Origin of the sequence: Microbacterium sp. LS_15, from assembly GCF_041954735.1 — a bacterium.
Lineage (GTDB): Bacteria > Actinomycetota > Actinomycetes > Actinomycetales > Microbacteriaceae > Microbacterium.
Genome location: NZ_JAVAYD010000001.1, coordinates 1 through 24,809, shown reverse-complemented (window position 1 = coordinate 24,809; position 24,809 = coordinate 1). Strand labels below are relative to the sequence as shown.

General features: G+C 69.2%; 22 protein-coding genes. 5 read left to right on the top strand and 17 right to left on the bottom strand.

Translation table 11 applies throughout. The features are described 5' to 3' along the window. Positions 1-12: 12 nt before the first annotated feature. Positions 13-282 (bottom strand): 30S ribosomal protein S15, encoded by a 270-nt coding sequence (gene rpsO, locus RAC69_RS00110; RefSeq protein WP_017203073.1) that lies wholly within the window; start codon positions 280-282, stop codon positions 13-15. A gap of 184 nt (positions 283-466) precedes the next feature. Here rpsO and RAC69_RS00105 point away from each other — a divergent pair, with 184 nt between their 5' ends. Further along, positions 467-1,759: an MFS transporter gene (locus RAC69_RS00105; RefSeq protein ID WP_375084339.1), complete on the top strand. Its 1,293-nt coding sequence runs from the start codon at positions 467-469 to the stop codon at positions 1,757-1,759. 28 nt (positions 1,760-1,787) lie between these two features. Here RAC69_RS00105 and RAC69_RS00100 read toward each other — a convergent pair whose 3' ends face one another. From RAC69_RS00100 to RAC69_RS00090, 3 genes are all read right to left on the bottom strand, one after another. After that, a complete protein-coding gene (locus tag RAC69_RS00100) occupies positions 1,788-2,339 on the bottom strand; it encodes a YceI family protein (RefSeq protein ID WP_341934778.1) in 552 nt (183 codons plus the stop codon). A gap of 181 nt (positions 2,340-2,520) precedes the next feature. After that, positions 2,521-2,889 (bottom strand): FKBP-type peptidyl-prolyl cis-trans isomerase, encoded by a 369-nt coding sequence (locus RAC69_RS00095; protein WP_096715817.1) that lies wholly within the window; start codon positions 2,887-2,889, stop codon positions 2,521-2,523. Positions 2,890-3,086: 197 nt separating this feature from the next. Next, positions 3,087-4,430 carry a PrsW family intramembrane metalloprotease gene (locus RAC69_RS00090; RefSeq protein WP_375084338.1) on the bottom strand — a complete coding sequence of 448 codons (1,344 nt, stop codon included), beginning with the start codon at positions 4,428-4,430 and terminating at the stop codon, positions 3,087-3,089. An 88-nt stretch (positions 4,431-4,518) separates the two neighbouring features. Here RAC69_RS00090 and RAC69_RS00085 point away from each other — a divergent pair, with 88 nt between their 5' ends. Next, positions 4,519-5,388: a fumarylacetoacetate hydrolase family protein gene (locus RAC69_RS00085; RefSeq protein ID WP_341934780.1), complete on the top strand. Its 870-nt coding sequence runs from the start codon at positions 4,519-4,521 to the stop codon at positions 5,386-5,388. A 63-nt stretch (positions 5,389-5,451) separates the two neighbouring features. Here the strand turns inward: RAC69_RS00085 and RAC69_RS00080 are convergent, their stop codons facing one another. Both RAC69_RS00080 and RAC69_RS00075 read right to left on the bottom strand, forming a co-directional pair. Further along, positions 5,452-6,912 carry an aspartate ammonia-lyase gene (locus RAC69_RS00080; protein ID WP_341934781.1) on the bottom strand — a complete coding sequence of 487 codons (1,461 nt, stop codon included), beginning with the start codon at positions 6,910-6,912 and terminating at the stop codon, positions 5,452-5,454. Positions 6,913-7,004: 92 nt separating this feature from the next. Further along, entirely contained in the window at positions 7,005-7,919 is a 915-nt protein-coding gene (locus RAC69_RS00075) for a phosphodiesterase (RefSeq protein ID WP_375084337.1), read from the bottom strand. 81 nt (positions 7,920-8,000) lie between these two features. On the opposite strand from RAC69_RS00075, the gene RAC69_RS00070 reads away from it, so the two are divergent. After that, the gene (locus RAC69_RS00070; protein WP_375084336.1) at positions 8,001-8,567 is read left to right on the top strand and encodes a TetR/AcrR family transcriptional regulator; all 567 of its coding nucleotides are present in this window, start codon (positions 8,001-8,003) and stop codon (positions 8,565-8,567) included. A gap of 27 nt (positions 8,568-8,594) precedes the next feature. Here the strand turns inward: RAC69_RS00070 and RAC69_RS00065 are convergent, their stop codons facing one another. Together RAC69_RS00065 and RAC69_RS00060 are read right to left on the bottom strand one after the other, a co-directional pair. Then, positions 8,595-8,930: a peptidase gene (locus RAC69_RS00065; RefSeq protein WP_341934784.1), complete on the bottom strand. Its 336-nt coding sequence runs from the start codon at positions 8,928-8,930 to the stop codon at positions 8,595-8,597. Then, on the bottom strand, positions 8,927-10,309 hold the full coding sequence (locus tag RAC69_RS00060; RefSeq protein ID WP_341934785.1) for an inorganic phosphate transporter: 1,383 nt from the start codon (positions 10,307-10,309) through the stop codon (positions 8,927-8,929). The genes RAC69_RS00065 and RAC69_RS00060 overlap by 4 nt, the downstream gene beginning before the upstream one ends. Before the next feature lie 154 nt (positions 10,310-10,463). Here RAC69_RS00060 and RAC69_RS00055 point away from each other — a divergent pair, with 154 nt between their 5' ends. Beyond that, positions 10,464-12,557, top strand: coding sequence for a S9 family peptidase (locus RAC69_RS00055; protein WP_375084335.1), 2,094 nt, complete (start codon positions 10,464-10,466; stop codon positions 12,555-12,557). A gap of 101 nt (positions 12,558-12,658) precedes the next feature. Here the strand turns inward: RAC69_RS00055 and RAC69_RS00050 are convergent, their stop codons facing one another. The 6 genes from RAC69_RS00050 to truB all read right to left on the bottom strand — a co-directional run bounded on the left by RAC69_RS00050 (position 12,659) and on the right by truB (position 18,978). Continuing rightward, positions 12,659-13,687, bottom strand: a complete 1,029-nt coding sequence (locus RAC69_RS00050) for an ATP-dependent 6-phosphofructokinase (RefSeq protein WP_096714963.1) — start codon at positions 13,685-13,687, stop codon at positions 12,659-12,661. Positions 13,688-13,900: 213 nt separating this feature from the next. After that, positions 13,901-16,045, bottom strand: coding sequence for a DEAD/DEAH box helicase (locus RAC69_RS00045; protein ID WP_375084334.1), 2,145 nt, complete (start codon positions 16,043-16,045; stop codon positions 13,901-13,903). Positions 16,046-16,267: 222 nt separating this feature from the next. Continuing rightward, positions 16,268-17,221, bottom strand: coding sequence for a bifunctional riboflavin kinase/FAD synthetase (locus RAC69_RS00040; protein WP_375084333.1), 954 nt, complete (start codon positions 17,219-17,221; stop codon positions 16,268-16,270). Further along, a complete protein-coding gene (locus RAC69_RS00035; protein ID WP_375084332.1) occupies positions 17,218-17,664 on the bottom strand; it encodes a hypothetical protein in 447 nt (148 codons plus the stop codon). The genes RAC69_RS00040 and RAC69_RS00035 overlap by 4 nt, the downstream gene beginning before the upstream one ends. 55 nt (positions 17,665-17,719) lie before the next feature. Further along, positions 17,720-18,088 (bottom strand): hypothetical protein, encoded by a 369-nt coding sequence (locus tag RAC69_RS00030; protein ID WP_341934790.1) that lies wholly within the window; start codon positions 18,086-18,088, stop codon positions 17,720-17,722. Then, positions 18,085-18,978, bottom strand: coding sequence for a tRNA pseudouridine(55) synthase TruB (gene truB, locus RAC69_RS00025; RefSeq protein WP_375084331.1), 894 nt, complete (start codon positions 18,976-18,978; stop codon positions 18,085-18,087). Before truB ends, RAC69_RS00030 begins: the two co-directional genes overlap by 4 nt. 109 nt (positions 18,979-19,087) lie before the next feature. Here truB and RAC69_RS00020 point away from each other — a divergent pair, with 109 nt between their 5' ends. After that, positions 19,088-19,960 carry an A/G-specific adenine glycosylase gene (locus RAC69_RS00020; protein WP_375085276.1) on the top strand — a complete coding sequence of 291 codons (873 nt, stop codon included), beginning with the start codon at positions 19,088-19,090 and terminating at the stop codon, positions 19,958-19,960. Positions 19,961-19,963: 3 nt separating this feature from the next. Here the strand turns inward: RAC69_RS00020 and RAC69_RS00015 are convergent, their stop codons facing one another. The 3 genes from RAC69_RS00015 to infB form a co-directional block, all read right to left on the bottom strand. After that, entirely contained in the window at positions 19,964-21,706 is a 1,743-nt protein-coding gene (locus tag RAC69_RS00015) for a LuxR C-terminal-related transcriptional regulator (RefSeq protein WP_375084330.1), read from the bottom strand. A 466-nt stretch (positions 21,707-22,172) separates the two neighbouring features. Then, entirely contained in the window at positions 22,173-22,604 is a 432-nt protein-coding gene (rbfA, locus tag RAC69_RS00010) for a 30S ribosome-binding factor RbfA (RefSeq protein WP_375084329.1), read from the bottom strand. 75 nt (positions 22,605-22,679) lie between these two features. Continuing rightward, a partial coding sequence (gene infB, locus RAC69_RS00005) for a translation initiation factor IF-2 (protein WP_375084327.1) occupies positions 22,680-24,809 on the bottom strand: 2,130 nt, incomplete at its 5' end.

The following is a 24,809-nucleotide window of genomic DNA, read 5'->3' as shown; positions in this document are numbered from 1 at the left end:
GTCCGTGGTGCCTTATCGGCGAAGACCAAGGCGTGCGATCAGCGAGCGGTACCGCTCGATGTCGACGCTCTGGAGGTAGCCGAGCAGACGACGGCGCTGACCCACGAGCAGGAACAGACCACGACGCGAGTGGTGGTCGTGCTTGTGCTCCTTCAGGTGCTCGGTGAGGTCCTTGATGCGCTGCGTCAGCATCGCGGCCTGCACCTCGGGGGATCCGGTGTCACCGGGGTGCGTCGCGTACTCTTCGATGATCGCCTTCTTGACGTCTGCTTCCAGTGCCATAGATTCGATCCCCTCTCTGCTTGTTGCGCGGCGCCCGACGCCTGATGCGCGAGCTCTCTTTATCCGCGGCCGATCGAACGGCAACCTGACGAGTCTACCAGGCGCGGAGCCGCGAGGTGACCATGCCCACGTCCGCCTCGACGCAGAGCGGATACGCTCGAAGGATGCATGACAGGCACGCGGCGTGAGCGGGGCTCGCAGCCATCTGATCGACCTCAGCCCGCTGAAGGCGAGCCCGGCGTTCGCCCGTATGTGGATCGGCTCCTCGCTCGCGGGCATCGGCGGGCAGCTCACGATCGTCACGGTCATGCTGCATGTGTTCGAGCTGACCGGAAGCACCTTCGCGGTGTCGATGATCGCCGTCGCCGGCCTCGTGCCGATGGTCCTCGCCGGCCTGTACGGCGGGATGCTCGCCGACGCCTTCGATCGGCGCAGGGTCGCGCTGATCGCGGCCACCGTGACGTTCGTCTCCACGGGCCTCCTGGCGGCCCTCACCTGGACCGGCGCGGAGACCATTTGGTGGCTGTACGTGCTGAGCATCGTCAACTCGGCCGCGAACTCGGTCGGGATGGCGACGCGCACGGCGATCGTGCCGCGCCTCATCCCCCGTGAGCTGCTGGCCGCGGCATCGGCCCTCAACGGCGTGGCCTTCGGTCTGACGGTCATGGCCGGTCCCGCCCTCGCCGGACTGCTCGTGGCCCTCACCAGCTACGGCTGGACGTACACGATCGACGTCGTGCTGATGCTCTCGATGTTCCTCGGACTGTGGACCCTTCCCGCACTGCGACCCGAGGGCGAGGTCGTGCGCCCCGGGCTCGCCTCGCTCGTCGACGGATGGCGCTTCCTGCGACGCGCCAGCAACATCCGCATGCAGTACATCGTCGACATCATCGCCATGACGTTCGGGCAGCCACTGGCGCTGTTCCCGGCTCTCGGCACGGTCATCCTCGGCGGCGGAGCGGTGACCACCGGTATCCTGACCGCGTCCGTCGCGGTCGGCACCTTCGCGTCGAGCCTGTTCTCGGGCAGGGTCGTGCAGTATCGGTGGCACGGTCGCGGCATCACGAGAGCCGTCGAGGTGTACGGGGCGGCGATCCTCCTCTTCGGAGTCGTGCTGCTGATCGGCGCGCTCACGGGCAGCGCCACCGAGAGCACGCCCGCGATCGTCCTGATCGTGGCCGCCTGCGTGGCTTTGGCTCTCTCGGGAGCCTCCGACAACGTCAGCTCGATCTACCGCAACACGATGATGCAGGCGGCCGTCCCCGACACCATGCGCGGACGCCTGCAGGGCGTCTTCATCGTCGTGGTCGCCGGCGGCCCGCGCCTCGGCGCCCTCTACGCGGGGGTGCTGGCCTCGCTCACCACCCTCTGGTTCCCGCCCCTGCTCGGCGGCTTCCTCGTCATCGCACTCGTCGCGATCCTCGCCGGACGCAACCGGCGATTCCACGCTTACGACGCGGAGAGCCCCGCACCCTGAGGGGCGCGGGGCTCTCGCGGAGCTGCGATCAGTCCTGCTGCAGAGCACCCTGCAGGTCGAGGTTGATCGTGACGTCCTTGCCGACGAGCACGCCGCCGGTCTCGAGAGCGGCGTTCCAGGTCAGGCCGAAGTCCTCGCGGTTGATGACGGCCTTGGCCGACGCGCCAGCCTTGTAGTTGCCCCACGGGTCGGAGCCGAAGCCGCCGAAGTCGACCTCGAAGGTGACGGGCTTGGTGATGCCGCGGATCGTGAGGTCGCCGTCGACGTACAGCTCGCCGTTCTCGGCGCGGGCGCCGGTCGAGACGAAGTCCATGGTCGGGAAGTTCTCGGTGTCGAAGAAGTCGGCCGAGCGGAGGTGCTGGTCACGACCCTCGTCCTTGGTGTCGACGGACGTGACGTCGACACTCGCCTGCACGGTGGTCTCGAGCGGGTTCTCGGGTGCGACGAGCGTGGCGCTCTTCACACCGAAGGTGCCGCGCACCTTCGAGATCATCATGTGGCGGACGCTGAACGTGACCTCGCTGTGCGCGGGGTCGAGGACGTAGGTGCCGGGACGGTAGCCGGGGATGTCGATGGTCATGTGGTGCTCCTCTGAAGATGTCAGCCGCATCTGCGACCGTGATCGTGGACCGCTCGCGCGGCATCACGTGTCACAACTTACATGCAGTTGCATGTATTCCCCGAATGACGAAGATTCTCCGGAACGACGCAAGGCGTCGGCCCCGGGTGGGGACGACGCCTTCCGTACTCGCGGGGTCGGATCAGCCGACGGCGACGAGATCGATGATGAAGATCAGGGTCTTGCCGGACAGGAAGTGCCCGCCGCCCGCGGGGCCGTAGGCGAGGTGCGGCGGGATGACGAGCTCACGTCGTCCACCGACCTTCATGCCGGGGATCCCGTCCTGCCAGCCCTGGATGAGGCCGCGCAGCGGGAACTGGATGGTCTCCCCACGGCCCCAGGAGGAGTCGAACTCCTCGCCGGACTCGAACTCCACCCCGGCGTAGTGGACGGTCACGGTGTCGCCGGGCTTGGCCTCGGCTCCGTCGCCTTCGATGAGGTCGCGGATCACGAGCTCGGAGGGAGCGGGTCCGGTGGGGGCGTCGAACTCAGGCTTTGTGCGGTCAGTCATGCTTCCATCCAACCCGAGCCGTCGCGCGGGGGTCAACGAGCACGCACCTGCTCACAGCGAACACGTCACGAATCGACTCGGCGGAAGCTCTTGACACCCACGGATGCCGGGTGCACCCTGTTTGTAGACCAACTCAACGCCCGGGAGACATGCAGGCATCGCCGCAGCACCGGGCGTTGAGTCTGTCCGGGGACGGGTCAGTAGGCCAGCAGCGCCGCTCGCGCCGCCCGCGTGCGCACGAGCAGCGCCTGCTCGTCGACGGTCGCCATCGGATCGCGTCCCGTGATCGCGCGTTGACGGACGGCAGCCAGCGTCGTGGCGTCCTTGATGAACTCGCGCATGAGCGGACGACGGTCGCCGCGCAGCTGCGCAGCCCACTGCAGGCCGGTCTTGCGGCCGGCGGGGGTCGCGAGCATCGTGACCTCCTCCGGGGTGAACCACCCGGCGGCGGCGTAGTCGCCGAGCCGCGCCTTCGTCAATCGGGCCTCCTCACGCCGCAGCGCGATGATCCCGAAGATGAAGCCCACGAAGAGCGGCACCTGCAGCACGAAGTAGAGCAGGAAGAAGTTCGCGAACGACGAGCCGTTCCAGAGCCCGTGGAGGAACATCGCCCCGAGCATGCCGAGCAGCCCGAAGCCCACCGCCGCGCCCGCGGAGGCGTGCCGCCGTGCCGCGAGTCCGATCGCCAGGCCGGTGAGAGAGGTGAACATCGCGTGGGCGAAGGGAGACATGATCGCACGCATGATGAAGGTCACGGTCAGCTGACCGCTTCCTCCCTCGATCAGGCTGATCGCGAAGTACTGGATGTTCTCGGTGAAGGCGAAGCCCGCGCCGACGAGGGCGCCGTAGACCACGCCGTCGACAGGACCGTCGAACGAGCGCCGGGCGATGAGGAAGATGACGAGGACGCCGACGCCCTTCCACAGCTCCTCGACGATCGGCGCCTGGATGACGGCGCTCGCGACCTCGCCCCGTGGACCGAGCACGACGGAGAGTCCGAGATCGACGAGGAGGGTGAGGCCGACGGCCGCGACAGCTCCCCAGGCGACGGCGAAGAAGACGAGCGTCTTGGGCTCCGGCTCCCATCGATCGATCATGCGCACGACGAAGAACACCACCGCGAGCGGCACCAGCGCGAGAACGAGTCCGATGACCGAGGCGAGCGGACCGAGGAACAGCCCGAAGTATGCGATGAGGCCCAGGAGCAGCAGACCGAGGAACCCGAAGAGGATGCCGAGGGCCACACCGCCGGCTCGGCGACGCGCAGGGAGCGCGGGCAGACCCTGCGCGGGCGACGGCGCGACCGGAGCAGGCGGCGAGTAGGGCGTCGGCTGGGCCAGCACAGAGGCGTAGGCAGGACGCTGCCCGAACGCGGGCGGGGCATAGTTCGACTGCGCGTACTGCTGGGCGCCGTACTGCTGCGGGTACCCCTGCGGAGCCGGAGGCTGCTGCTGCGGATACCCGTGCGGAGCCGGAGGCTGCTGCTGCGGGCCGGGCGGCGGCGTGTACGGCGATGGCTGGGACGGTCCTCCGGAACTCATGCCCACAGCATATTGGTAACAATCATTCCGGGCCCGGTCTGGGGACTTCCTCCAGCATCCGAGCCGCGCCACCGGATACCGTAGAGGCATGCGGTTCGCTCATCTGCGTCGCGCCGACTCCCCTGCCGCGAATCTCGCGGTGGTGGACGGCTCGGACGCCATCCTCGTCTCTGACCTCCTGCCCGATGCGCCGGCGACCCTGCAGCAGCTGATCGAGGGCGGAGCATCCGTCCTCGACGCGGTGTCCGCTGCGCTCGCGGACGGCACGGCGCCGCGGCATCCGCTCGGCGACTGGGAGTTCGCCTCGGCCGTGATCGCTCCCCCTGCCGTTCTCGCCGTCGGCCTGAACTATGCGGCCCACTCGAGCGAGCTGGGGCTCAAGACCGACGCCGCCCCCACCGTCTTCACTCTGTGGCCCAACTCTCTCACCGGGCACGAGCAGACCACGTCCTGGCCGCGAGCCCTCAGCGAAGCCGTCGATTACGAGGCCGAGCTCGGCGTGCTCATCGGCACCCCGGCGAAGGACGTCTCCGAGGCCGACGCCCTCTCGCACGTCTGGGGCTACACCGTCGTCAACGACATCACCGCCCGCAACGTGCAGTTCTCCGAGGCGCAGTGGTCGCGGTGCAAGTCGTTCGACGGCTTCACGCCCACCGGCCCCTTCGCCGTGACGGCGGACGAGATCGCCGATCCGCAGGACCTGCACATCTGGGCCGTCGTGGACGGCGCGACGGTGCAGGACGCGAGCACGGATCAGATGGTGCGATCGGTAGCGAAGCTCATCGCCCACCTCTCGCAGTCTCTGACCCTGCTGCCTGGCACCCTCATCTCGACCGGCAGCCCCGGCGGAGCAGGCTACTCGCGCGACCCGCAGATCTTCCTGCGCGACCGCTCGACCGTCACGGTCGGCATCGACGGCATCGGCGAGCTCACGACGCACTGCCGGGTGCTCGACTGACTCCCGCTCGACGACACAGACGACGGCCCCGGTGCGAACACCGGGGCCGTCGTCGTGAGCGGATCAGATCTCGATGAGGTCCTCGGGCGTGATCACGGGAATCGCGGCCGTCACGGCCTCGAGCCCGGAGAGGCGGGCCGGCGACAGCTGCTTCGTGACCTCGTCGCGCGACATGAGGCCTGCTTCGACCACGAGGTCGGCGACGTTGCGGTTGGTCAGCAGCGCCGTCTTCGCGAGGGCAGCAGCGGCCGCGTAGCCGATGAACGGCGTGAGAGCCGTGATGACGCCCACCGACGCGCCGACCATCGCGCCCAGACGGTCGCGGTTGGCAGTGATGCCGTCGACGCAGTTGACCCGCAGGGTCCACATGGCCTGCCGCATCCAGGTGATCGACTGGAAGATCGAGTGCGCGATGACGGGCTCGAAGGCATTCAGCTGCAGCTGCCCGGCCTCCGCCGCCATCGTGACCGTCATGTCGGCGCCGGCGACGGCGAAAGCGACCTGGTTCACGACCTCGGGGATCACCGGGTTGACCTTGCCGGGCATGATGCTGGAACCCGCCTGCATCGCCGGGAGGTTGATCTCACCGAGCCCCGCCTGCGGGCCGGAGGACAGCAGACGGAGGTCGTTGCAGATCTTCGACAGCTTCATGGCGTTGCGCTTGAGCGTCGACGAGAACGACATGAACGATCCCGTGTCGCTCGTCGCCTCGACGAGGTCGCCGGCCGTCACGAGGTCGAGCTCGGTGATCTCGCGCAGGTGCTTGAGCACTGCCGGAGCGTAGTCGACATGGGTCGTGATGCCGGTGCCGATCGCCGTGGCGCCCATGTTGATCTCGAACATGAGCGAGGCGTTCTCGGTCAGCCGCGTGTGGTCGTAGCCGAGAGTGCTCGCGAAACCGTGGAACTCCTGGCCGAGCGTCATCGGCACCGCGTCCTGCAGCTGGGTGCGGCCGACCTTGAGCACGTCGTGGAACTCCTGCGACTTGTGCAGGAAGGACACCCGCAGCAGGTCCAACTCCTCCAGCAGCGAGCGAAGCGTGAGCGAGAGGCCGATCTTCACGGCGGTCGGGTACACGTCGTTGGTCGACTGGCTGCGATTGGTGTGGTCGATGGGCGAGAGGTACGAGTAGTCGCCCTTCTCGCGACCCGCCATCTCGAGCGCGATGTTGGTGATGACCTCGTTCGCGTTCATGTTCGTCGAGGTGCCGGCGCCGCCCTGGATGACGCCGACCGTGAACTGGTCGTGGAACTCGCCGTCGATCACCCGCTGCGCCGCCCGATCGATCAGGTCGGCGCGCTCGGCGTCGAGGACTCCGATCTCCCGATTCGCCCGCGCGCTCGCCTGCTTCACCATGGCGAGGGCCACGACGAGATCGGGGTACACCGAGATCGGGCGCTTCGTGATCGGGAAGTTCGCGTCGGCGCGGGCCGTGTGGATCCCCCAGTACGCGTCGACGGGGATCTCCATGCTTCCCAGAGAATCGGTCTCGGTGCGGGTCAGAGCGGGCGCGGCAGAAGCCATGTCACATCCTTGTGGGTAGTGGCGAGTGTGGAAGCGGGGGATGCCCCAAGTCTACGCCCGCGCGCATGCGCTGCCAGGGATACGACGGCGCGTCAGCGCTTGCGCGAGAACGCCTCGAGACGCTCCTCCGGGGTCAGCGCCGCCATCTCCTCCAGCCACGCCTCGGAGAAGTAGTCGCCGGTCGCGGCATCCGTCACCGGCACCACCGTGTGGGTGATCGTCTCGGGACGGACGTGGACGAGCTGGAACGCCTGCGCGGCATCCATCCCGTTGACGTCCGGCGCGGGCTTCGCGACGTTCATGGTGTAGCAGGTGGCCGACGACACGCTCACGGGGACTCCCGCGAACATCCCGTGCGACGAATAGTGCAGGTGGCCGGCGAGGATGCCGCGCACGTCCGTTCCGCGGATCACCTCGGCGAGTTCGTCCTGGCGGCGCAGCTCCAGGATGTCGAACAGGGGCAGGTGGCTGGGAAGCGGTGGATGGTGCATCGCGAGCAGGGTGCCGTGCGGTGCCGGTTCACGGAGGACGCCCGCCAGCCACTCCAGCTGCGCGTCGTCGAGATCGCCGTGGTGCCAGCCTGGAACGGTCGAGTCGAGGGCCACGAGTCGAAGACCGTCGAGGTCCCAGACACCGGTCACCGGCTCCTGGGTCGGCGGCAGATCGAGCAGTCCCTCGCGGAGGGCGGGGCGTTCGTCGTGATTGCCCGCGACCCAGACGACGACCGTCCCGAGTTCTGCCGCGACCGGTTCGACCGCGGCGCGGAGTCGGCGGTAGGCGTCCGGCTCGCCCAGGTCGGCGAGATCACCGGTGACCACGATCGCTGAGGGATGCGGGTGCACGGCCCTGATCGCGTCGAGCGTGCGCGCGAACGTGGCTTCGACGTCGTATCGTCCGCCCAGTCGCCGGCCGCCCGCGAGGAAGTGCGGGTCGCTGACGTGGACGATCACGTGGGAGGCGGGGCGGTGCCTGCCGAAGACGTACTCGCTCGCGGAGGGCGCTGACATGCGTCCAGCCTAGGCGGAGCCCCCGACGCGAGAACACCGCGCCCACCACGTCAACTGTAGTGATCTCGATAGAGTGCTGTCATGGCGAAGAACGAGACCAGGCGTCGGGCGATCGCGGATGCCGGACTGCGCATCCTCGCGGCAGAGGGCTCGCGCGGGCTCACGCACCGAGCGGTCGATCAGGAGGCGGGAATCCCGATCGGGACGACGTCGAACTACTTCCGCAGTCGCGAGTCGCTGATCGAGGGCTTGGTCGAGCGCATCGGCGAACGGCTGGCTCCCACTGACGACGATCTCGCGCGGCGCGCCGACGGCAGCCCGAGTCCCGCGCTCTTCGCCGACTATCTGCGCGACATCGTCCGTCGCCTGAGCGACGACCGCGACGTCACTCTCGCCCTGTTCGAGCTGCGGCTCGAGAGCAGCCGACGCCCGGAGCTGGCCGCGCTCCTCGGCGCGTGGCAGCGGGCCGGGTTCGAAGGCGATGTCGCGTTCAACAGCGCAGCGGGACTGCCGGGCGGTCGTCGCGAGATCGCCCTGTTCCACTACGCGATCGACGGGCTCCTGCTCGATCGCCTCACCGCCCCCATCGATCCCGAGACGTCGACCGACGACATCATCGACGACCTCGTCGCCGGGCTGCTGCGCTGATCGCGGCGGTCGGCCGCCGGAGCGGCGTCAGTGACCGACGACGATGATGAGGATGCCGACGACGACCGCCGCCGCACACAGCGCGAAGCAGGCGTAGGCGCCGACCAGCGAGATCCGCTTCTGCCCGTCGGTGAGCGGACTCTTGCGCGCCGCCTTCGCCGCCTGCTTCGCCGCGCGCTTGAGCTCCTTCTCGGTGACGACGGTGATCGCGTCCGTGAACTCCGCAGGGCTCACGACGGGCGCATGGCCGCTGCGCACCAGCAGGCGCAGGCCGAGCGCATAGAACGTGACGACGGCGCAGGCGCCCAGCAGTGCCGCTGCGAAGACCTGCAGGAACGCACCCCAGTCGATGTCGACGCTCATCGCGGCTCCTCCCCTGTCGTGTCATCCGCTCGGTCGGTGACCACCGGCGCTTTCTCCGGGGCCTCCGCCGCGCGCTGCTTGCTCTTCGCGCCTGCCTTCGCATCCGCCTTCGCCTTGGCGTCCGCCTTGGACTTCGCCTTCGCCTTCTCGCGGGCGTCTGCGCGGGCCTTGGCCTCGGCCTTCGCCTGGGCGATGCGCTGCTGGCGGCGTGTGGGCGGAGGGGTGTCGGGAAGCTCGACCGCGAGGCCCGACTCGGCCACGTCGCTCATCGCATTCGCAGACGTCACCGCGTCACGACGCGAGCGGAGGAAGAGACCGACGATCACGGCGAGTGCGAGCACGGCGTCGATCGCGATGCCCCAGTTGCCGAGCCAGTTGACGAGCAGAGCCGCGACGGCACCCACGGCACCCGCCGCGGGAAGCGTGAGCAGCCAGCCGATGGCGATGCGTCCGGCCGTCCGCCAGCGGACGGTGGAACCGCGGCGGCCGAGACCGGAGCCGATCACCGAGCCCGAGGCGACCTGGGTGGTCGAGAGAGCGAATCCGAAGGCGCTCGAAGCGAGGATGGTCGCGGCGGTCGAGCTCTCGGCCGAGAACCCCTGCGCCGGCTTGACCTCGGTGAGGCCCTTGCCGAGGGTGCGGATGATGCGCCATCCGCCGAGGTACGTGCCGAGCGCGATCGTCACCGCACACGCGATGATCACCCAGAGGTGAGGATCGGCCTGCTCGCTGTTCTGCCAGCCGACCGCGATGAGGGCGAGCGTGATGACGCCCATGGTCTTCTGCGCGTCGTTGGTGCCGTGCGCGAGCGCGACGAGCGACGAGGTGAAGATCTGACCCCAGCGGAACCCGTCGCGTCCGTCGGGTTTGCCGTCGTAACGGCGCGTGATCGAGTAGGCGATCTTGGTCGCGGCGAACGCGATGATGCCCGCCGTGAGCGGCGCGATCAGGGCGGGGAGGATGATCTTCGACAGCACCATCCCGAAGTCGATGCCGCCCACGCCGACGCCGACGAGCGTGGCGCCGATGAGTCCGCCGAACAGGGCGTGAGACGAGCTCGAGGGAAGCCCGAGCAGCCACGTCAGCATGTTCCAGGTGATCGCGCCGATCAACCCGGCGAAGATCATCGGCAGGAACAGCTCGCCCTGCATGCTGTCTTCGCGGATGATCCCGTGCGACACGGTCTTGGACACCTCGGTCGACAGGAACGCGCCGACGAGGTTCAGCACCGCGGCCAGGAGCACGGCGGTCTTGGGCTTCAGAGCACCCGTGGCGATGGGCGTGGCCATCGCGTTCGCGGTGTCGTGGAACCCGTTGGTGAAGTCGAAGAAGAGTGCCAGCGCGATCACCAGCACGACGATGAGGACTGCGGTTTCCACCGTTCTCTTTCGGTCGTCGGGAAGAGGGAGTGTCGACGGGATCGACGTGATGAACGAAGAGTTCACCGTGGGTTTGACTTCCGTTAACCGGCCCCGGTAGATCCTCCCACCCACTCGGGTGCCGGTCAACTCGACCTGGACTAGCGTGGAGAGGGTGACTGATGCTCCGATCGCCGCCCGCCGTTCCACCCTCCGCACGCATCACGGCGACACGTTCGACGATCCGTACGAGTGGCTGCGCGACAAGGAATCCCCCGAGGTGATCCGGCATCTCGAGAGCGAGAACGAGCACACGCAGCAAGAGCTCGCGCACCTCTCCGCGCTCCGCGAGACCCTGTTCCAGGAGATCAAGGGGCGTGTGCAGGAGACCGACCTCTCCGTGCCCACCCGGCGCGGCGACTGGTGGTACTACAGCCGCAGCGAGGAGGGCGCGCAGTATGGCATCCACTGCCGCACCGCCGCGACCGCCGACGACTGGACTCCCCCGGTGCTGCAGCCCGGCGTCCCCGTGCCCGGCGAAGTCGTGCTGCTCGACGGCGACGTCGAGGCCGACGGGCACGAGTTCTTCTCCCTCGGCGCCTTCGACACCTCGGACGACGCGACGCTGCTGCTGTGGTCGACCGACTTCGAGGGCGACGAGCTGTACACGGTGCACGTGCGCGACCTCCGTACCGGCGAGCTGCTGCCTGACGAGATCCCCGACACCGGCAGCGCCTTCTTCACCCCCGACGGCAGCGGTGTCGTCTACACGACGCGCGACGACGCCTGGCGGCCCGACACGCTGTGGCTGCACCGCCTCGGCACTCCGCTCGCAGACGACGTGCAGCTCTTCCACGAGCCCGACGAGAAGTTCTGGCTCGGTGCGGGCATCACCCGCAGCCGCCGCTACCTCGTGATCGCCGTGGGGTCGAGCATCACCAGCGAGGAGCACCTCGTCGATCTCACGGGCGATCTCACGGCGGCCCCGCAGCTGGTGTGGCCGCGGCAGGAGGGCGTCGAGTACTCGCTCGAGCACGCCGTCGTCGACGGCGAGGACCGACTGTACATCCTGCACAACGACGGCGCGCTGGACTTCGAGCTCGTCTCCGTCGACGCTGCCGACCCGCAGGGCGAGCGACGCGTGGTCGTGCCGCACGAGCCCGGTCGGCGGCTGCTCGGCATGGACGCCTTCCGCGACTTCGCCACGGTCGAGTACCGCAGCGAGGGACTGGAACGCGTCGGGCTGCTCGACTACGCCACCGACGCGATCGAGGACGTGACCTTCGACGAACCGCTGTACTCGGCGGGCGTGAGCGGGAACCCCGAATGGCACTCGCCCTTCCTGCGACTCGGATACACCTCGTTCGTCACGCCGGGGACGGTCTACGAGCTGGACCTGGCGACACGCGAGCTGGTGCTGCGCAAGCAGGTCGCCGTGCTGGGCGGGTACGACCCGCAGGACTACGACCAGCGGCGCTCGTGGGCGACGGCATCCGACGGCACCCGAGTGCCGATCTCCCTCGTCTGGAAACGCTCGTTCGGCGCACCGGGCGACGCTCCCCGCCCGGTGCACCTGTACGGATACGGGTCGTACGAGCACTCGATCGACCCCGGGTTCTCGGTCGCGCGACTCTCGGAGCTCGACCGCGGCATCGTGTTCGCCGTCGCGCACGTCCGCGGCGGCGGCGAGATGGGCCGACAGTGGTACGAGGACGGGAAGCTCCTGCAGAAGCGCAACACCTTCACGGATTTCGTAGCGTGCGCCGAGCATCTCGTGGCCGACGGCGTCACCGCCCCGGAGCTCCTCGTCGCGGAGGGCGGCAGTGCGGGCGGTCTCCTCATGGGCGCGATCGCCAACCTCGCTCCCGAGCTGTTCGCGGGGGTGCTCGCGGCCGTGCCGTTCGTCGATGCGCTCACGACCATCCTCGACCCGTCGCTCCCCCTCACCGTCATCGAGTGGGACGAGTGGGGCGACCCGCTGCACGACGCCGACGTCTACGCGTATATGAAGTCGTACACGCCGTACGAGAACATCGGCGACGGTTCGGTCTACCCCCGCATCCTGGCCGTCACGTCTCTCAACGACTCCCGCGTGGCGTATGTCGAGCCCGCCAAGTGGGTCGCCGCGCTGCGCGCAGCCGGCGCCCGCGATGTGCTACTCAAGTGCGAGATGGTCGCCGGGCACGGCGGTGTGAGCGGACGCTACAACTCCTGGAAAGAGCGCGCCTTCGAGCTCGCGTGGATCCTCGACACGGTCGGTCTCGCCTGACACGGATCCGGCGCCGAGATCAGGAGGGTCGCCCCAGACCGGGAGTGCCTCATCAGCATCGTCCTGATCTCAGGCGTTTCTCCTGATCTCGGAACGACGGCTCAGCCGAAGAGCGCTGCGGCCTCGTCGTAGCGGCTGCGCGGAACCGTGTTGAGCTCGCCGAGCGCTTCGGCGAAAGGCACGCGGACGATGTCGGTGCCCTGCATGGCGACCATCTGACCCCAGGCTCCGTCGACGATCGCGTCGGCGGCGTGCAGGCCGAGGCGCGTCGCGAGCACGCGGTCGAAGGCCGACGGCGAACCGCCGCGCTGGATGTGACCGAGGATCGTCGCACGGGTCTCGATGCCGGTGATCCGCTCGATCTCCGGCGCCAGCTGGTCGCCGATGCCTCCGAGGCGAGGACGGTTGAAGGCGTCGAGGCCTTTGTCGCTGTAGGCCTCGTCCATGCCCTGCAGCTTGAACCCCTCGGAGACGACGACGAGCGGAGCGCGTCCGCGGTCGTGTGCGCTCGTGACGAGGGCGGTGATCTCCTCGAGGGTCTGCGGCACCTCGGGGATGAGGATCGCGTGCGCGCCCGCCGCCATGCCCGCGTGCAGGGCGATCCACCCGACGTGCCGCCCCATGACCTCGGCGACCATGCAGCGCTGATGCGAGTCGCCGGTCGTGCGGAGGCGGTCCATCGCATCCGTGGCGATGTTGACGGCGGTGTCGAAGCCGAACGAGTAGTCGGTGGCTCGCAGGTCGTTGTCGATCGTCTTCGGCACGCCGATGACGTTGATGCCGTCCTTCGCGAGACGGTCGGCCGCAGCGAGGGTCCCCTCGCCGCCGATCGCGATGATGCCGTCGATCTTGTGGCCGTAGAGCGTCTTGGCGATGTTCTCGGCACCGCCGCGCTCGCCCTCGTACGGGTTCGTCCGGCTGGTGCCGAGGATCGTGCCGCCGACCTTCGAGAGACCCTTCACCTCGTGACGGGTGAGCGGGAAGAAGTCCCCGTCGACCACGCCGCGCCAGCCGTCGCGGATGCCGACGAACTCGAGGTCGTAGGTGGTGGTGCCCTTGAGCACGATGCCGCGGATGACCGCGTTGAGTCCGGGGCAGTCGCCGCCGCTCGTCAGGATGCCGATCTTCATGCTTGCCTCAGACGGGTTCGGGAAAGGGGAAAAGGCGACGCTGCCTGCGATCGACACTAGCGGCACCGGGCGACCGCGCGCCATTCCGACCGCCGAAAACCGGAGATCTTGCCGTCGGATCGAGACGATTCGCGAGATGTTCGCCGATCACCCTCCGGAGACGGGAAATCGGCGTCAAGAATCGTGATTCTTGACGCCGATTCCGACCCGCCGTCAGGCTCCGCCGAGCGCCTGACGCAGCAGGTGCATGAGGGCCCCGAGCTGCACGGGCTCCGCTGCGGCCTCGTCGGTCGCCTCGCCGTCGAGCGCGCGAGCCGCGAGCCCCTGCTTCTGGTCGATGAGCTCGGCGATCTTCGTGTCGACGGTGTGCGCGGCGATGATGCGCCATGCCGTGACCGGCTCGCCCTGACCGATGCGGTGCACACGGTCGATGGCCTGCGTCTGCTCGGCGGCCGTCCACGACAGCTCGGCGAGCACGACGTTCGAGGCCGCCTGCAGGTTCAGACCGACACCGGCGGCCGTGAGCGAGCAGACGGCGATACCCACCTCGGGGTCGCCGTTGAAGTCATCGATCGCCTGCTGACGCGTGGTCGTGGTCTGGTCGCCGCGGATCGACACCGAGCGGATCCCGGCTGCGGCGAAGTGCGCCTCGGCCTGGTCCATGACGTCGATGTGCTTGGCGAAGAAGACGACCTTGCCGACCGACCGCTGCAGCTGAGCGGCGTAGTCGGCGGCGAGCTGCGCCTTGGCCTGACCGATGCGCCGCACCATGGTGAAGACGTTGTCACCGCCCGTACCGGCGGCTTTCGACTCCTCCAGCTCGTTCTGCGCGACGAGACGCACGATGTCGTCGTCGATCTCGCCGGGTGCGAGACCGCGGTCGCCGCGCGCCTCGATGATGCGCCGATAGCGGGCGGCGAGCCGCTCCCCCAGTTCGCGCTCGGCCTGGCGGATGCTGCGCCCGAACTCGTCGTCGAGCTGCACCGGCAGATCGGCGATGAGCTTGTCCGGCAGGTCGGCGGCGACGTCCTTCTTCTTTCGCCGGACGATGCCCATCGAGATCACGGCATCGCGCGCCTCCGGGTAGAACGACTTGTCGGCCGGCGTCAGGCCGGTCGCGTCCAGCTTCTCCATCAGCTCGGGACCCGGCTTCTCGCCCGTGGTCCAGCCGAGGAACCGCCAGATGGCGTCGAAGTCCTCGACGTCGTTGATGAGCGGGGTGCCGGTCAGCGCGAGGAGCAGCGGCTTGCCGCCGGGGGTCCGCTCCCGTACTCGCGATGCGAGCGACAGCACGTTCTGCGACCGCTGCGAGGAGAGGTTCTTGATGAAGTGCGCCTCGTCGACCACCATGCCGCGCAGGCCGATCGAGGCGAGCCACGACATGTGCCGGTCGAGGATCTCGTAGTTGACGATGAACACGTCGGCGAAGGCATCGATGTCGTCGCCATCGCCCTGGATCACCGTGGCTCGACGCTGCGGCGTCCACCTCTCGACCTCGCGAGCCCAGTTCATCTTCACCACGTTCGGCACGACGACGAGCAGCGGGTAGGCGCCGGCGACGGATGCCGCGAGCACCGACTGCGCGGTCTTGCCGAGGCCGGGCTCGTCGGCGAGCAGGAAGCTGCGGTGTCCGGCGCGCACCGCTTCGAGGAAGCGCGACTGGTGCACCATCACCTCGAGGCCCTTGGGCGAGAAATGGTCGAATTCGGGCGCGGGCGGGAGCTCCATGCTGGCGGCGGATCCGCCGGCGCCCGTCTCGAACGCCTTGTACAGCGGGCCCATCAGCTCCCAGCCGTCGAGCCGACGGCGCGGGGTCGTGGTCGCACGAGGCGTGAGGTCGGGAGCGAGGAAGGGGTTGGCGAGCTGGCGTGCCTCGACCGACGGCGGCGTCACCTGGCGTTCGGCGATGGCGGCCGGGACGACGGGGACCTGGATCGGCGCGATGTCCGCGATGATCAGCTCCTCGGGTGCCAGCTCGGCGCCCGATTCGAGCAGCCAGTCGCGGCGCATGCGCTTGGCGACGGGTGAGGTCGCCTGGTCCGCCTCGAGCAGCTGGATGAGAGAGGTGTCCCGCGCCGCCGTCTTCGCGAGGATCGTCGCCACGCCGTCGAGACGTTTGAGAAGCTCCGCGCGCGCGGCGTCGGTGATCTCGCCGTCGGCCTTGACGCGCGCGCGCTCTTCGCGCACCAGGAACGCGATGACCTGGAACTTCACGCGGTTCGTCGGACCGAGCTTGCCTCGCTGCGACTTCGCCTCGATCTCGCGCACCTTGCGCGCGAGGATCGGGATGAGGGGTGCCTCATCGTCGCGTCGGGATGTCTTCTTGCGCCGCGGGGCGGCGGTTGCCGTGGTCGGCATGCTCCTCCTGAGCGTGAAGGCCGCTGCATCCTCGTGATGCGACAGCCGTTCTCGATGTCCGCGTGTGGCGTGAGCCAGGACCGTACGAACAGTGTTTCCGGTCGAGACCGATGCGCGAATGACGCGCGAGGATCGGTGACGACCGCGACCAGTCTATGCCATCGCACGGTCGCGGCGCAGTGCGCGCCACGCGGAACCGGCCGCTCGGTGACCGCCGATGGTTCAGTTCAGGGTCTGACCCAGCACCCGCTCGGCCTCGACGACGTCACCGGCCATCTGCTCCTTGAGCTTCTCGATGCCTTCGAAGGCGACCATCCCTCGCAGTCGCTCGACGAACTCCACGGTGACGTCGTGGCCGTAGAGGTCGAGGCCGGTCTCGCCGATCACGTGCGCCTCGACCTGGCGCCTCAGCACGTCGTCGAACGTGGGGTTGGTGCCGACCGAGATCGCGGCGCGGTGGCGGATACCCGTGTCGTGATCGACGAGCCAGCCGGCGTAGACGCCGTCCGCGGGCACGAACGAGTCGACGGTCGCCGACAGGTTGGCGGTCGGATAACCGAGTTCACGGCCCCGCTTGAGACCGTGCACCACTTCGCCTCGGACGTCGACGTTGCGATCGAGCACGCGAGCCGCGGTCGTGACGTCGCCGGCGATCAGCAGTTCGCGGATCCAGGTCGACGACACCCGGCGCTCCGAGCCGTCGAGGTAGACGTCGTCGACGACCTCGACCGTGAAGCCGTACTGCGGTGCGAGCTCGCGCAGCAGGGCGGGGGTGCCCGCTCCCCCACGTCCGAAGCGGAAGTCCTCGCCGACCAGCACGGTCGAGACGTGGAGCGCTCCGACGAGGATGTCGGCGACGAAGTCCTCCGCCGTGAGCGCCGCGAGGTCCTCGTCGAAGGTCAGGACGAGGGTCGCGTCGAGGTCGAGCTCGGCGAGCAGTTCGAGCTTGCGCTCCACCGTGACGACGTTCTCGGGGCAGCGGTCGGGCCGCAGGACGGCCAGAGGGTTGCGATCGAAGGTCACGGCGACGGCATCCACGCCGGATGCGGCGGCCGCCTCTTTCAGACGGCGGATCACCGCGCGGTGCCCCGCGTGCACGCCGTCGAACTTGCCGATCGCGACGGCCGAGGGGCCGAACCGCTGCGGCACGTCCCGGGGGTCGCGGAAGACGATCACGCGACCGCTCCGGTGGAGGCGGGCTCCGTCGCGACGGCTGCGGGTCGGTGCGTGCGGAGCCACCAGATGCCGAAGACCGGGAGGACCAGAGGGATGAACACGTACCCGCGTCCGAACATCGACCAGACCGTGTCGTGCGGGAACAGCTCGGGCAGGAAGATGCTCAGCGCACCGACGACCAGCACTCCGGTCAGCTCGAATACGATGGCCACCCACGCGACCGTGTACCACCCGGGGCGGCGGGCGAAGATCAGCGCCAGGGTCGCGAGCACGTAGACCACCGCCGCGAGAGCCGAGAGGGCATAGGCCAGCGGTGCATCGTCGAACTGCCGGACGATCTGCACGAAGCTGCGGCCGGTCGCGGCCAGCGCCATGACGGCGTAGACGATCACGAGGACACGGCCGATGCCGGTCAAGCGGGTGGAGGGGGAGGGGGTGCTCATAGCTCCCTCCATTCTAGGCGCGGACGTGCCGCCCCGGATGCTCGCGTGGCGCCGCTCAGGCCACCTGGATGGTCCAGATCGCGTACATGCGCCACACCATGATCGCGACGGCGAGGCCGGCCACGCCGAGGATCACGGTGCTCCACCGACTGCGCTCCATCAGCGCCCACAGCACCGCCCCGATCGGGAGCAGCACCGCGGAGACCAGGTACACCCAGTACTCGAGCAGGTCGCCGGTCGGAGGGTTGCCGACGAACGGCGCGACGATCGCGACGACCACCTGCACGACGAGCAGCAGCTCGACCAGGGCGAGGCTGCCGACCGAGTAGTCGCTCGGCCGGCGACCGGCCAGACCGAGCGCCACGCAGAAGACGCCGGCCGCGGCGGCCACCACGACCTGGACGAGGGTCAACCACAGGATCATCGCGCCCCCTCGGGCATGTTCATCTCGCTCTTGAGGTCCGCCCCGCGCGCGCCCACGATGCCGACGAGTTCGCCCTCCGCATCGATGGCGGCGGCGATGGGGGCGGCCAGGCGCGACGCCTGCCCGGCGAGGCGCTTGCCGTGACGGAGGTCGCGGGCTTCGTCCGCCGAGACGGCGAGCGGTGTCAGGACTCGTGCGGCCGCGGCAGCCGGGGTCAGCGGAACCGCGTCGACGAGATCGTCGATGCCCACGGCATCCTTCACGTCGAAGTCCCCGACCCTGGTTCGTCGCAGCGCCGTGAGGTGGCCGCCGACGCCCAGCGCCGCGCCGAGGTCGCGGGCGAGCGAGCGGATGTAGGTGCCGGACGAGCAGTCGACGACCACGTCCAGGTCGAGGAACCCGTCGCCGGTGCGACGGCGGATCTCGTCGAACCGCGACACGGTCACCTCGCGGGCTGCCAGCACCACGTCCTCTCCCGCGCGAACGCGGTCGTACGCACGCCGTCCGTCGACCTTGATGGCCGACACCGAGCTCGGCACCTGCGAGATGGTTCCCGTCAGAGCGGCGATGCCGTCTGCGAGCTGCGGATCCGTCAGCGCACTCACGGTGGCGGCATCCGCCTCCGTGAGCACCTCGCCCTCCGCGTCGTCCGTCGTCGTCGTCGAGCCCAGCCGGATCGTCGCCTCATACGTCTTGTCGGCCCCGACGATGTACGTGAGCAGCCGGGTCGCCCCTTCGACGCCGATCACGAGCAGACCGGTCGCCATCGGGTCGAGCGTCCCGGCGTGGCCCACCTTGCGGGTGCCGAAAGCGCGGCGGACGCGCGCGACCACGTCGTGGCTGGTCAGCCCGGAGGGCTTGTCGACGAGAAGGATGCCGGGCGAGACCATCCCCCCAGCCTACGACGTGCGCTGTCGTCAGCCGCACACCTCGTAGGACGGCTCGGAGCGCGTGGTCGCATAGGCTGTCGAGGTGTCCTCGACTCCGCGCTCCACCCCCATGGAGGCGCAGCCGTTGATCGAATGGTATCGAGAGTCGGCGCGCGACCTCCCCTGGCGACGCGCGGCCTTCCATGACGATTTCGGCGCCTGGGGGACGCTCGTGAGCGAGTTCATGCTCCAGCAGACGCCCGTGACCAGGGTGATCCCCCACCTGGATGCCTGGCTGACGAAGTGGCCGACCCCGCGCGCGCTCGCTGCGGCGACCCCGGCGGAGGTGCTGCAGCAGTGGTCGAACCTCGGTTATCCTCGCCGCGCGCTGTGGCTGCACCGAGCCGCGATCGAGATCACGGAGCGACACGACGGGGTGGTCCCCCGTGACGTCGAGGCCCTGCTCGGCCTGTCCGGCATCGGCGACTACACGGCTCGCGCCGTCGCGGTCTTCTCCTACGGCGACCGCCATCCCGTCGTCGACACCAACACCCGTCGCGTGATCGCCCGGGCGGTGCTGGGGCAGGCGCAACCCGGGTCCCCGTCCCGGCGCGATCTGGAGGCGATGGCGGCACTGCTGCCCGATTCGAACGAGGATGCCGCCGTGTTCAACGCCGCAGCCATGGAACTCGGCGCGACCGTGTGCGTCGCCCGGAACCCGCGATGCGAGCGGTGCCCCCTGCTGGGTTCCTGCGCGTGGGTCGCCGCCGGACGCCCCGACACCGGCGACACGAGGCGCCGTCAGGCGGCCTTCGAGGGGTCCGACCGGCAGGCACGGGGCAGGATCCTGCGCGCGCTGCGCGACGCCGCACCGCACGGCGTACCGCTCGCAGCGCTTCTCATCGACTGGCCGGATGCGCAGCAACGCGACCGCGCGATCGACTCCCTCATCGCCGACGGTCTCGCCGAGGCAGACGGCGAGATGCTGTCCCTCCCCCACTGACGGTCAGCCGTGACGGGCGCTGCGCAGGGCGAGCAGCATGAGCTCCACGCGTGTGCGCACGCCGAGCTTCGAGAAGATCCGTCCGAGATGCACCTCGACCGTCCGCACCGACACCGTGAACGTCGACGCGATCTCCCTGTTCGACGCGCCGGCGACCACCGCCATCGCCAGCTCCAGCTCGCGACGCGTGAGGATGGGCTCCCACCGCCGCCGAATTGCCGCGACGGCATCCCCCAGCTCATCGCCGCGCTCCGCCTCCTGATCGAGGATCCGAAGGCGCTCCGCCACCTGCCCCGCCCACGCGAGCGCACCGGCCTCCTCGAACAGCGCCAGCGCGGCGCTGAGATGACGCCTTCCGCCCCGCGCGTCGTGGTGGATGACCGCACGCAGTCCGAACGCCGCCGACACTCGCGCGCGCTCGAACGGAGATCGGATGCCGCGCGCCGCCTCCTCCAGGTGCTCGATCTCGGGGGCCCAGACGTCCTGCGGAGTCGTCGACGCACGGACGCGAAGCAGCCGAGCGAGCGCCATGTCCGGCGGTTCGAGGCCACGCCGCCGAACACCGTCGACGTCGACGCCGATCGGAAGGACTTCGTCGAGACCGGGGACGGCCAGCATGCCCTCGGGGGAACCGCGATCGACCCAGAGCCGCAGAAACGTCGCAGCCTCGTCGGCCCGCCCCGCGAGATGCGCCTGAAGAGCGCGATCGACGAGCTGATCCACCCTCGCGGGCGAGGGCAGCGCCGCCGTCACCGACAGGGCGAAGGGGCTGAGCCTGCCGAGCACGGCGAGATCGAGTCGACGGGCGAGGACGACGCCGAGGCCCGCGAAGGGCACCGCGATCGGTAACTCGAGAGCTACCGCGATGAGGCGCTCCCTCGCCGCATGGACGTCTCCCCGCCAGGTCAGCAGCAGCGCCTCCGCGACGGTCCGATAGGCCTCGACGAGCGGGCTCCGCTCGAAACCCGCGATCCACGGGTCCCTCTGCTCGGCCCCCTGGTAGTCCCCGGCCGCGAGAATGCGGAGGCCGACCTCGACGTCGCCCCGCGCGGCGGCGCGCAGGGCCCCATACACGGCCCCGGTCAGAGGGCCCGATCCGGCGGCGTCGTCCGGCTCGCCCTCGCCGAGCAACAGCCAGGTGAGGGAGACCACCGGATCACGCAGCTCGCGGTCGGCACCGACCTTCGAGCTCGCGAGACGCAGATCATGAAGCCACGCGCGCGCACCCGCACGATCGCCCCGCTCTGCGCACAGGCCTGCCCCGAACGCGGCCGCTCTGGCGAAGGCGTACCAGTCCCCTGGATCGCCCGACTTCGGACGAAGGGCGCCCGGTTCGACGGCGGGCACGGCGCCGCGCAGATGAGTCTCGGCGGCGAGCAGGGCCGCGACACCGAGAAGCGCGGCGTCCTCGGATCCGTTCCGGACGAGCTCGGACAGCCAGGCGGCGGCCTCGGCCGCATACCCGGCCCCCAGTGCCGACACGCCAGCCGTCAGCACCGCCTGCTCGCGGAGCTGGCCCGTGGAGTGTTTCGCAGCCACGGCGGCGAACTGCAGAGAGCGTTCCGATTCCTCGCCGTGACGGGAACGCGCGGCCGCACGAAGCAGTTCGGCTGCCGCGTCGCCGTTGCGCGCATCGGCGCCGCACGCGCGATGCCAGGCCGCGGCCGTGGCATCGCCGCGAGCAGCCGACCATCGGCCGAGCCGACGATGGGCGGCGACGATCTCATCGACGGTGCTGGTGCCCACGATCCACGCCGCCATCCGCTCCCCGATCGGACCATGCAGCTCCCCGTAGTCGCAGTGAGACGGCGAACAGGGTGAGGTCGCACAGAGCGCCTCCTCCAGGAGGGTGCGCCTCACAGCCGGGGTGGGGGCGAGACCGGCGGAGACGTCCTCGATCGCCGGAACCAGGGGCAGCGGCGACGGCAGGGGTCTGAGACCTCGGCGTTGCGTCGGATCGAGGACGGCTGCCACCTGAAGGACTGCCGAGCCGTCGCCATCGAGTCGACGGTAGAGCGCCGCGACCACGTGGGGCGCGCACGAGATCTCGATGGCGAGGAGTTGCCCGAGCAACGCGACGATACCCGAGGCCTCTGCCTCCGACTTCTCGCGCGCACCGTGCACCGCTTCCGTCCCCCGGTCGAGACGAGCATGTACTCGTCAAGGCGACGGTAGCAACCGGATTCTCGCTCTTAAGCGAGATGCCGGTACATCACGAACGCGTGTCGTCGTCCTCACGCAGGTAGGGGTCAGCGTCGCCCGCATGCGATGCCGACGAGGCGAGTTTCGCCACCTCGGCGTCTCGCTCCTGAGCCTCACGAAGCAGGGCGGAGATGTGGTCCGCGTTCTCCGGGAGAGCGTCAGGGATGAACTCGAGGGTCGGGACGAGGCGTGTGCTGAGCTGTCGTCCGACCTCGCTGCGCAGCATCCCGGTCGCCGAGGTCAGTGCGGCGCCGCTCGCGACGCGCTCCTCCTCGGTGCCCAGCACCGTGTAGAAGACCGAGGCATGCTGCAGGTCGCCGCTCACACGCACGTCCGTGATCGTGACGAAGCCGAGACGTGGGTCGCGCAGCCCCTTCTCCAGACGCTCGGCGAGGATGACGCGGATGCGATCCGCGAGTCGGGCCTGTCGTTCACCAGCCATTGTGTTCCTTCTCCTCCTGGGAAGTCGTCGGGCGAGGATGCGTGACGCACCCTCGCCCGACGATATCGAACCCGATCAGCCGCGAGGCTTCTCGACCATCTCGGTCGTCTCGATCTCGTCGCCGATCTGGATGTCGTTGTACTTGCCGAGGCCGATACCGGCCTCGTAATCCGTACGCACCTCGGTGACGTCGTCCTTGAAGCGGCGCAGCGACTCGATGGCGAGACCATCGGCGATGACCACGCCGTCGCGGATGACGCGAGCCTTGGCGTTGCGCGTGATCGTTCCCGATCGCACGATGACACCGGCGATGTTGCCGAACTTCGAGGAGCGGAACACCTCGCGGATCTCGGCGACGCCCGACTGGACCTCTTCGTACTCCGGCTTGAGCATGCCCTTGAGCGAGCTCTCGATCTCATCGATCGCGTTGTAGATCACGGAGTAGAAGCGGATGTCCACGCCCTCGCGCTGAGCACGCTCGCGGGCCTTCGTGTCGGGGCGGACGTTGAAGCCCACGATGATCGCGTTGTCGATCGTCGCGAGGTTCACATCCGACTCGGTGATGGCGCCGACGCCGCGGTGGATGATCCGCAGCTGCACGGAGTCGTCGACCTCGATCTTGAGGAGCGACTCCTCGAGCGCCTCGACGGCACCGGACACGTCGCCCTTGATGATGAGGTTGAGGGACTCGACCTTGCCCTCTTCGAGAGCGCGGGTGAAGTCCTCGAGCGAGATGCGCTTGCGGGCCTTGGCCAGCTGGGCGTTGCGCTCGACGGCCTCACGCTTCTCGGCGATCTGGCGGGCCGTGCGGTCCTCCTCCGTGACGATGAAGACATCGCCTGCGCGGGGCACGGAGTTCAGACCCTGCACCTGCACCGGACGCGACGGGTAGGCCTCGAGGACCTGCTCGCCGTTCTCGTCGGCCATCGCCCGCACACGTCCGTACGCGGTACCGGCGACGATCGCGTCACCGACGCGGAGCGTTCCGGACTGGATGAGCACGGTGGCAACCGATCCACGGCCCTTGTCGAGCTTCGCCTCGATGGCGACACCGCGAGCGGCCTTGTTCGGATTGGCGGTCAGGTCGAGACCGGCGTCGGCCGTGAGCAGCACGGCGTCCAGCAGCTCCTGGATGCCGGTGCCCGCGCGAGCCGAGACGTCGACGAACATGACGTCGCCGCCGTACTCCTCGGCGACGAGGCCGTACTCGGTGAGCTGCTGGCGCACCTTGGCCGGGTTGGCCTCGGGCTTGTCGACCTTGTTCACCGCGACCACGATCGGCACGTTCGCCGCCTGGGCGTGGTTCAGCGCCTCCACCGTCTGCGGCATGATGCCGTCGTCGGCGGCGACCACGAGGATCGCGAGGTCGGTGACCTGCGCACCACGGGCACGCATGGCGGTGAACGCCTCGTGACCCGGGGTGTCGATGAAGGTGATCGCGCGCTCGATGCCCTCGTGCTCGGTCCACACCTGGTATGCACCGATGTGCTGGGTGATGCCGCCGGCTTCGCCCTCGATGACGTTGGTCTGACGGATAGCGTCGAGCAGTCGGGTCTTACCGTGGTCGACGTGACCCATGACGGTGACGACCGGGGGACGGATCTCGAGGTCGTCCTCGCTCTCCGCCTCCAGCTCGGCCTCGAGGTCGAGACCGAAGCCCTCGAGGAGCTCCTTGTCTTCATCCTCGGGCGAGACCATCTGGATCTTGTAGCCGAGCTCCTCGCCGAGCACCTCGAACGTCGCCTCGTCCAGCGACTCGGTGGCCGTGGCCATCTCGCCGAGGTTGAAGAGGATCGTCACGAGCGTGCCGGGCTGGACCGTGTAGCCGGTCAGCGTCTCGATCTTGTCGGCGAAGTCCGCGATGGACGCGCCGCGACGCATGCGGATGACCTCTCCGTTGCCGCGGGTGACGTTGACGCCACCGACGACAGGAGCACTCCGCATCTCGAACTCTTGCCGCTTCGCCCGCCGCGACTTGCGCTGCTTGCTCTTGCCGCCGCCCTTGCCGAAGGCACCGGCGGTACCACCGCCGGGACCACGGCCGCGACCGCCACCACCGGGACGACCGGCGAAGCCGCCGCCACCGGGACGTGCGCCGGGACCACCGGGGCCGCCTGCGCCGCCGGGACGACCAGGGCCGCCCGGACGCTGCTGGAACGGAGCACCGGGACGGCCGCCCTGACCGCCGCGGGGTGCGCCGGGACG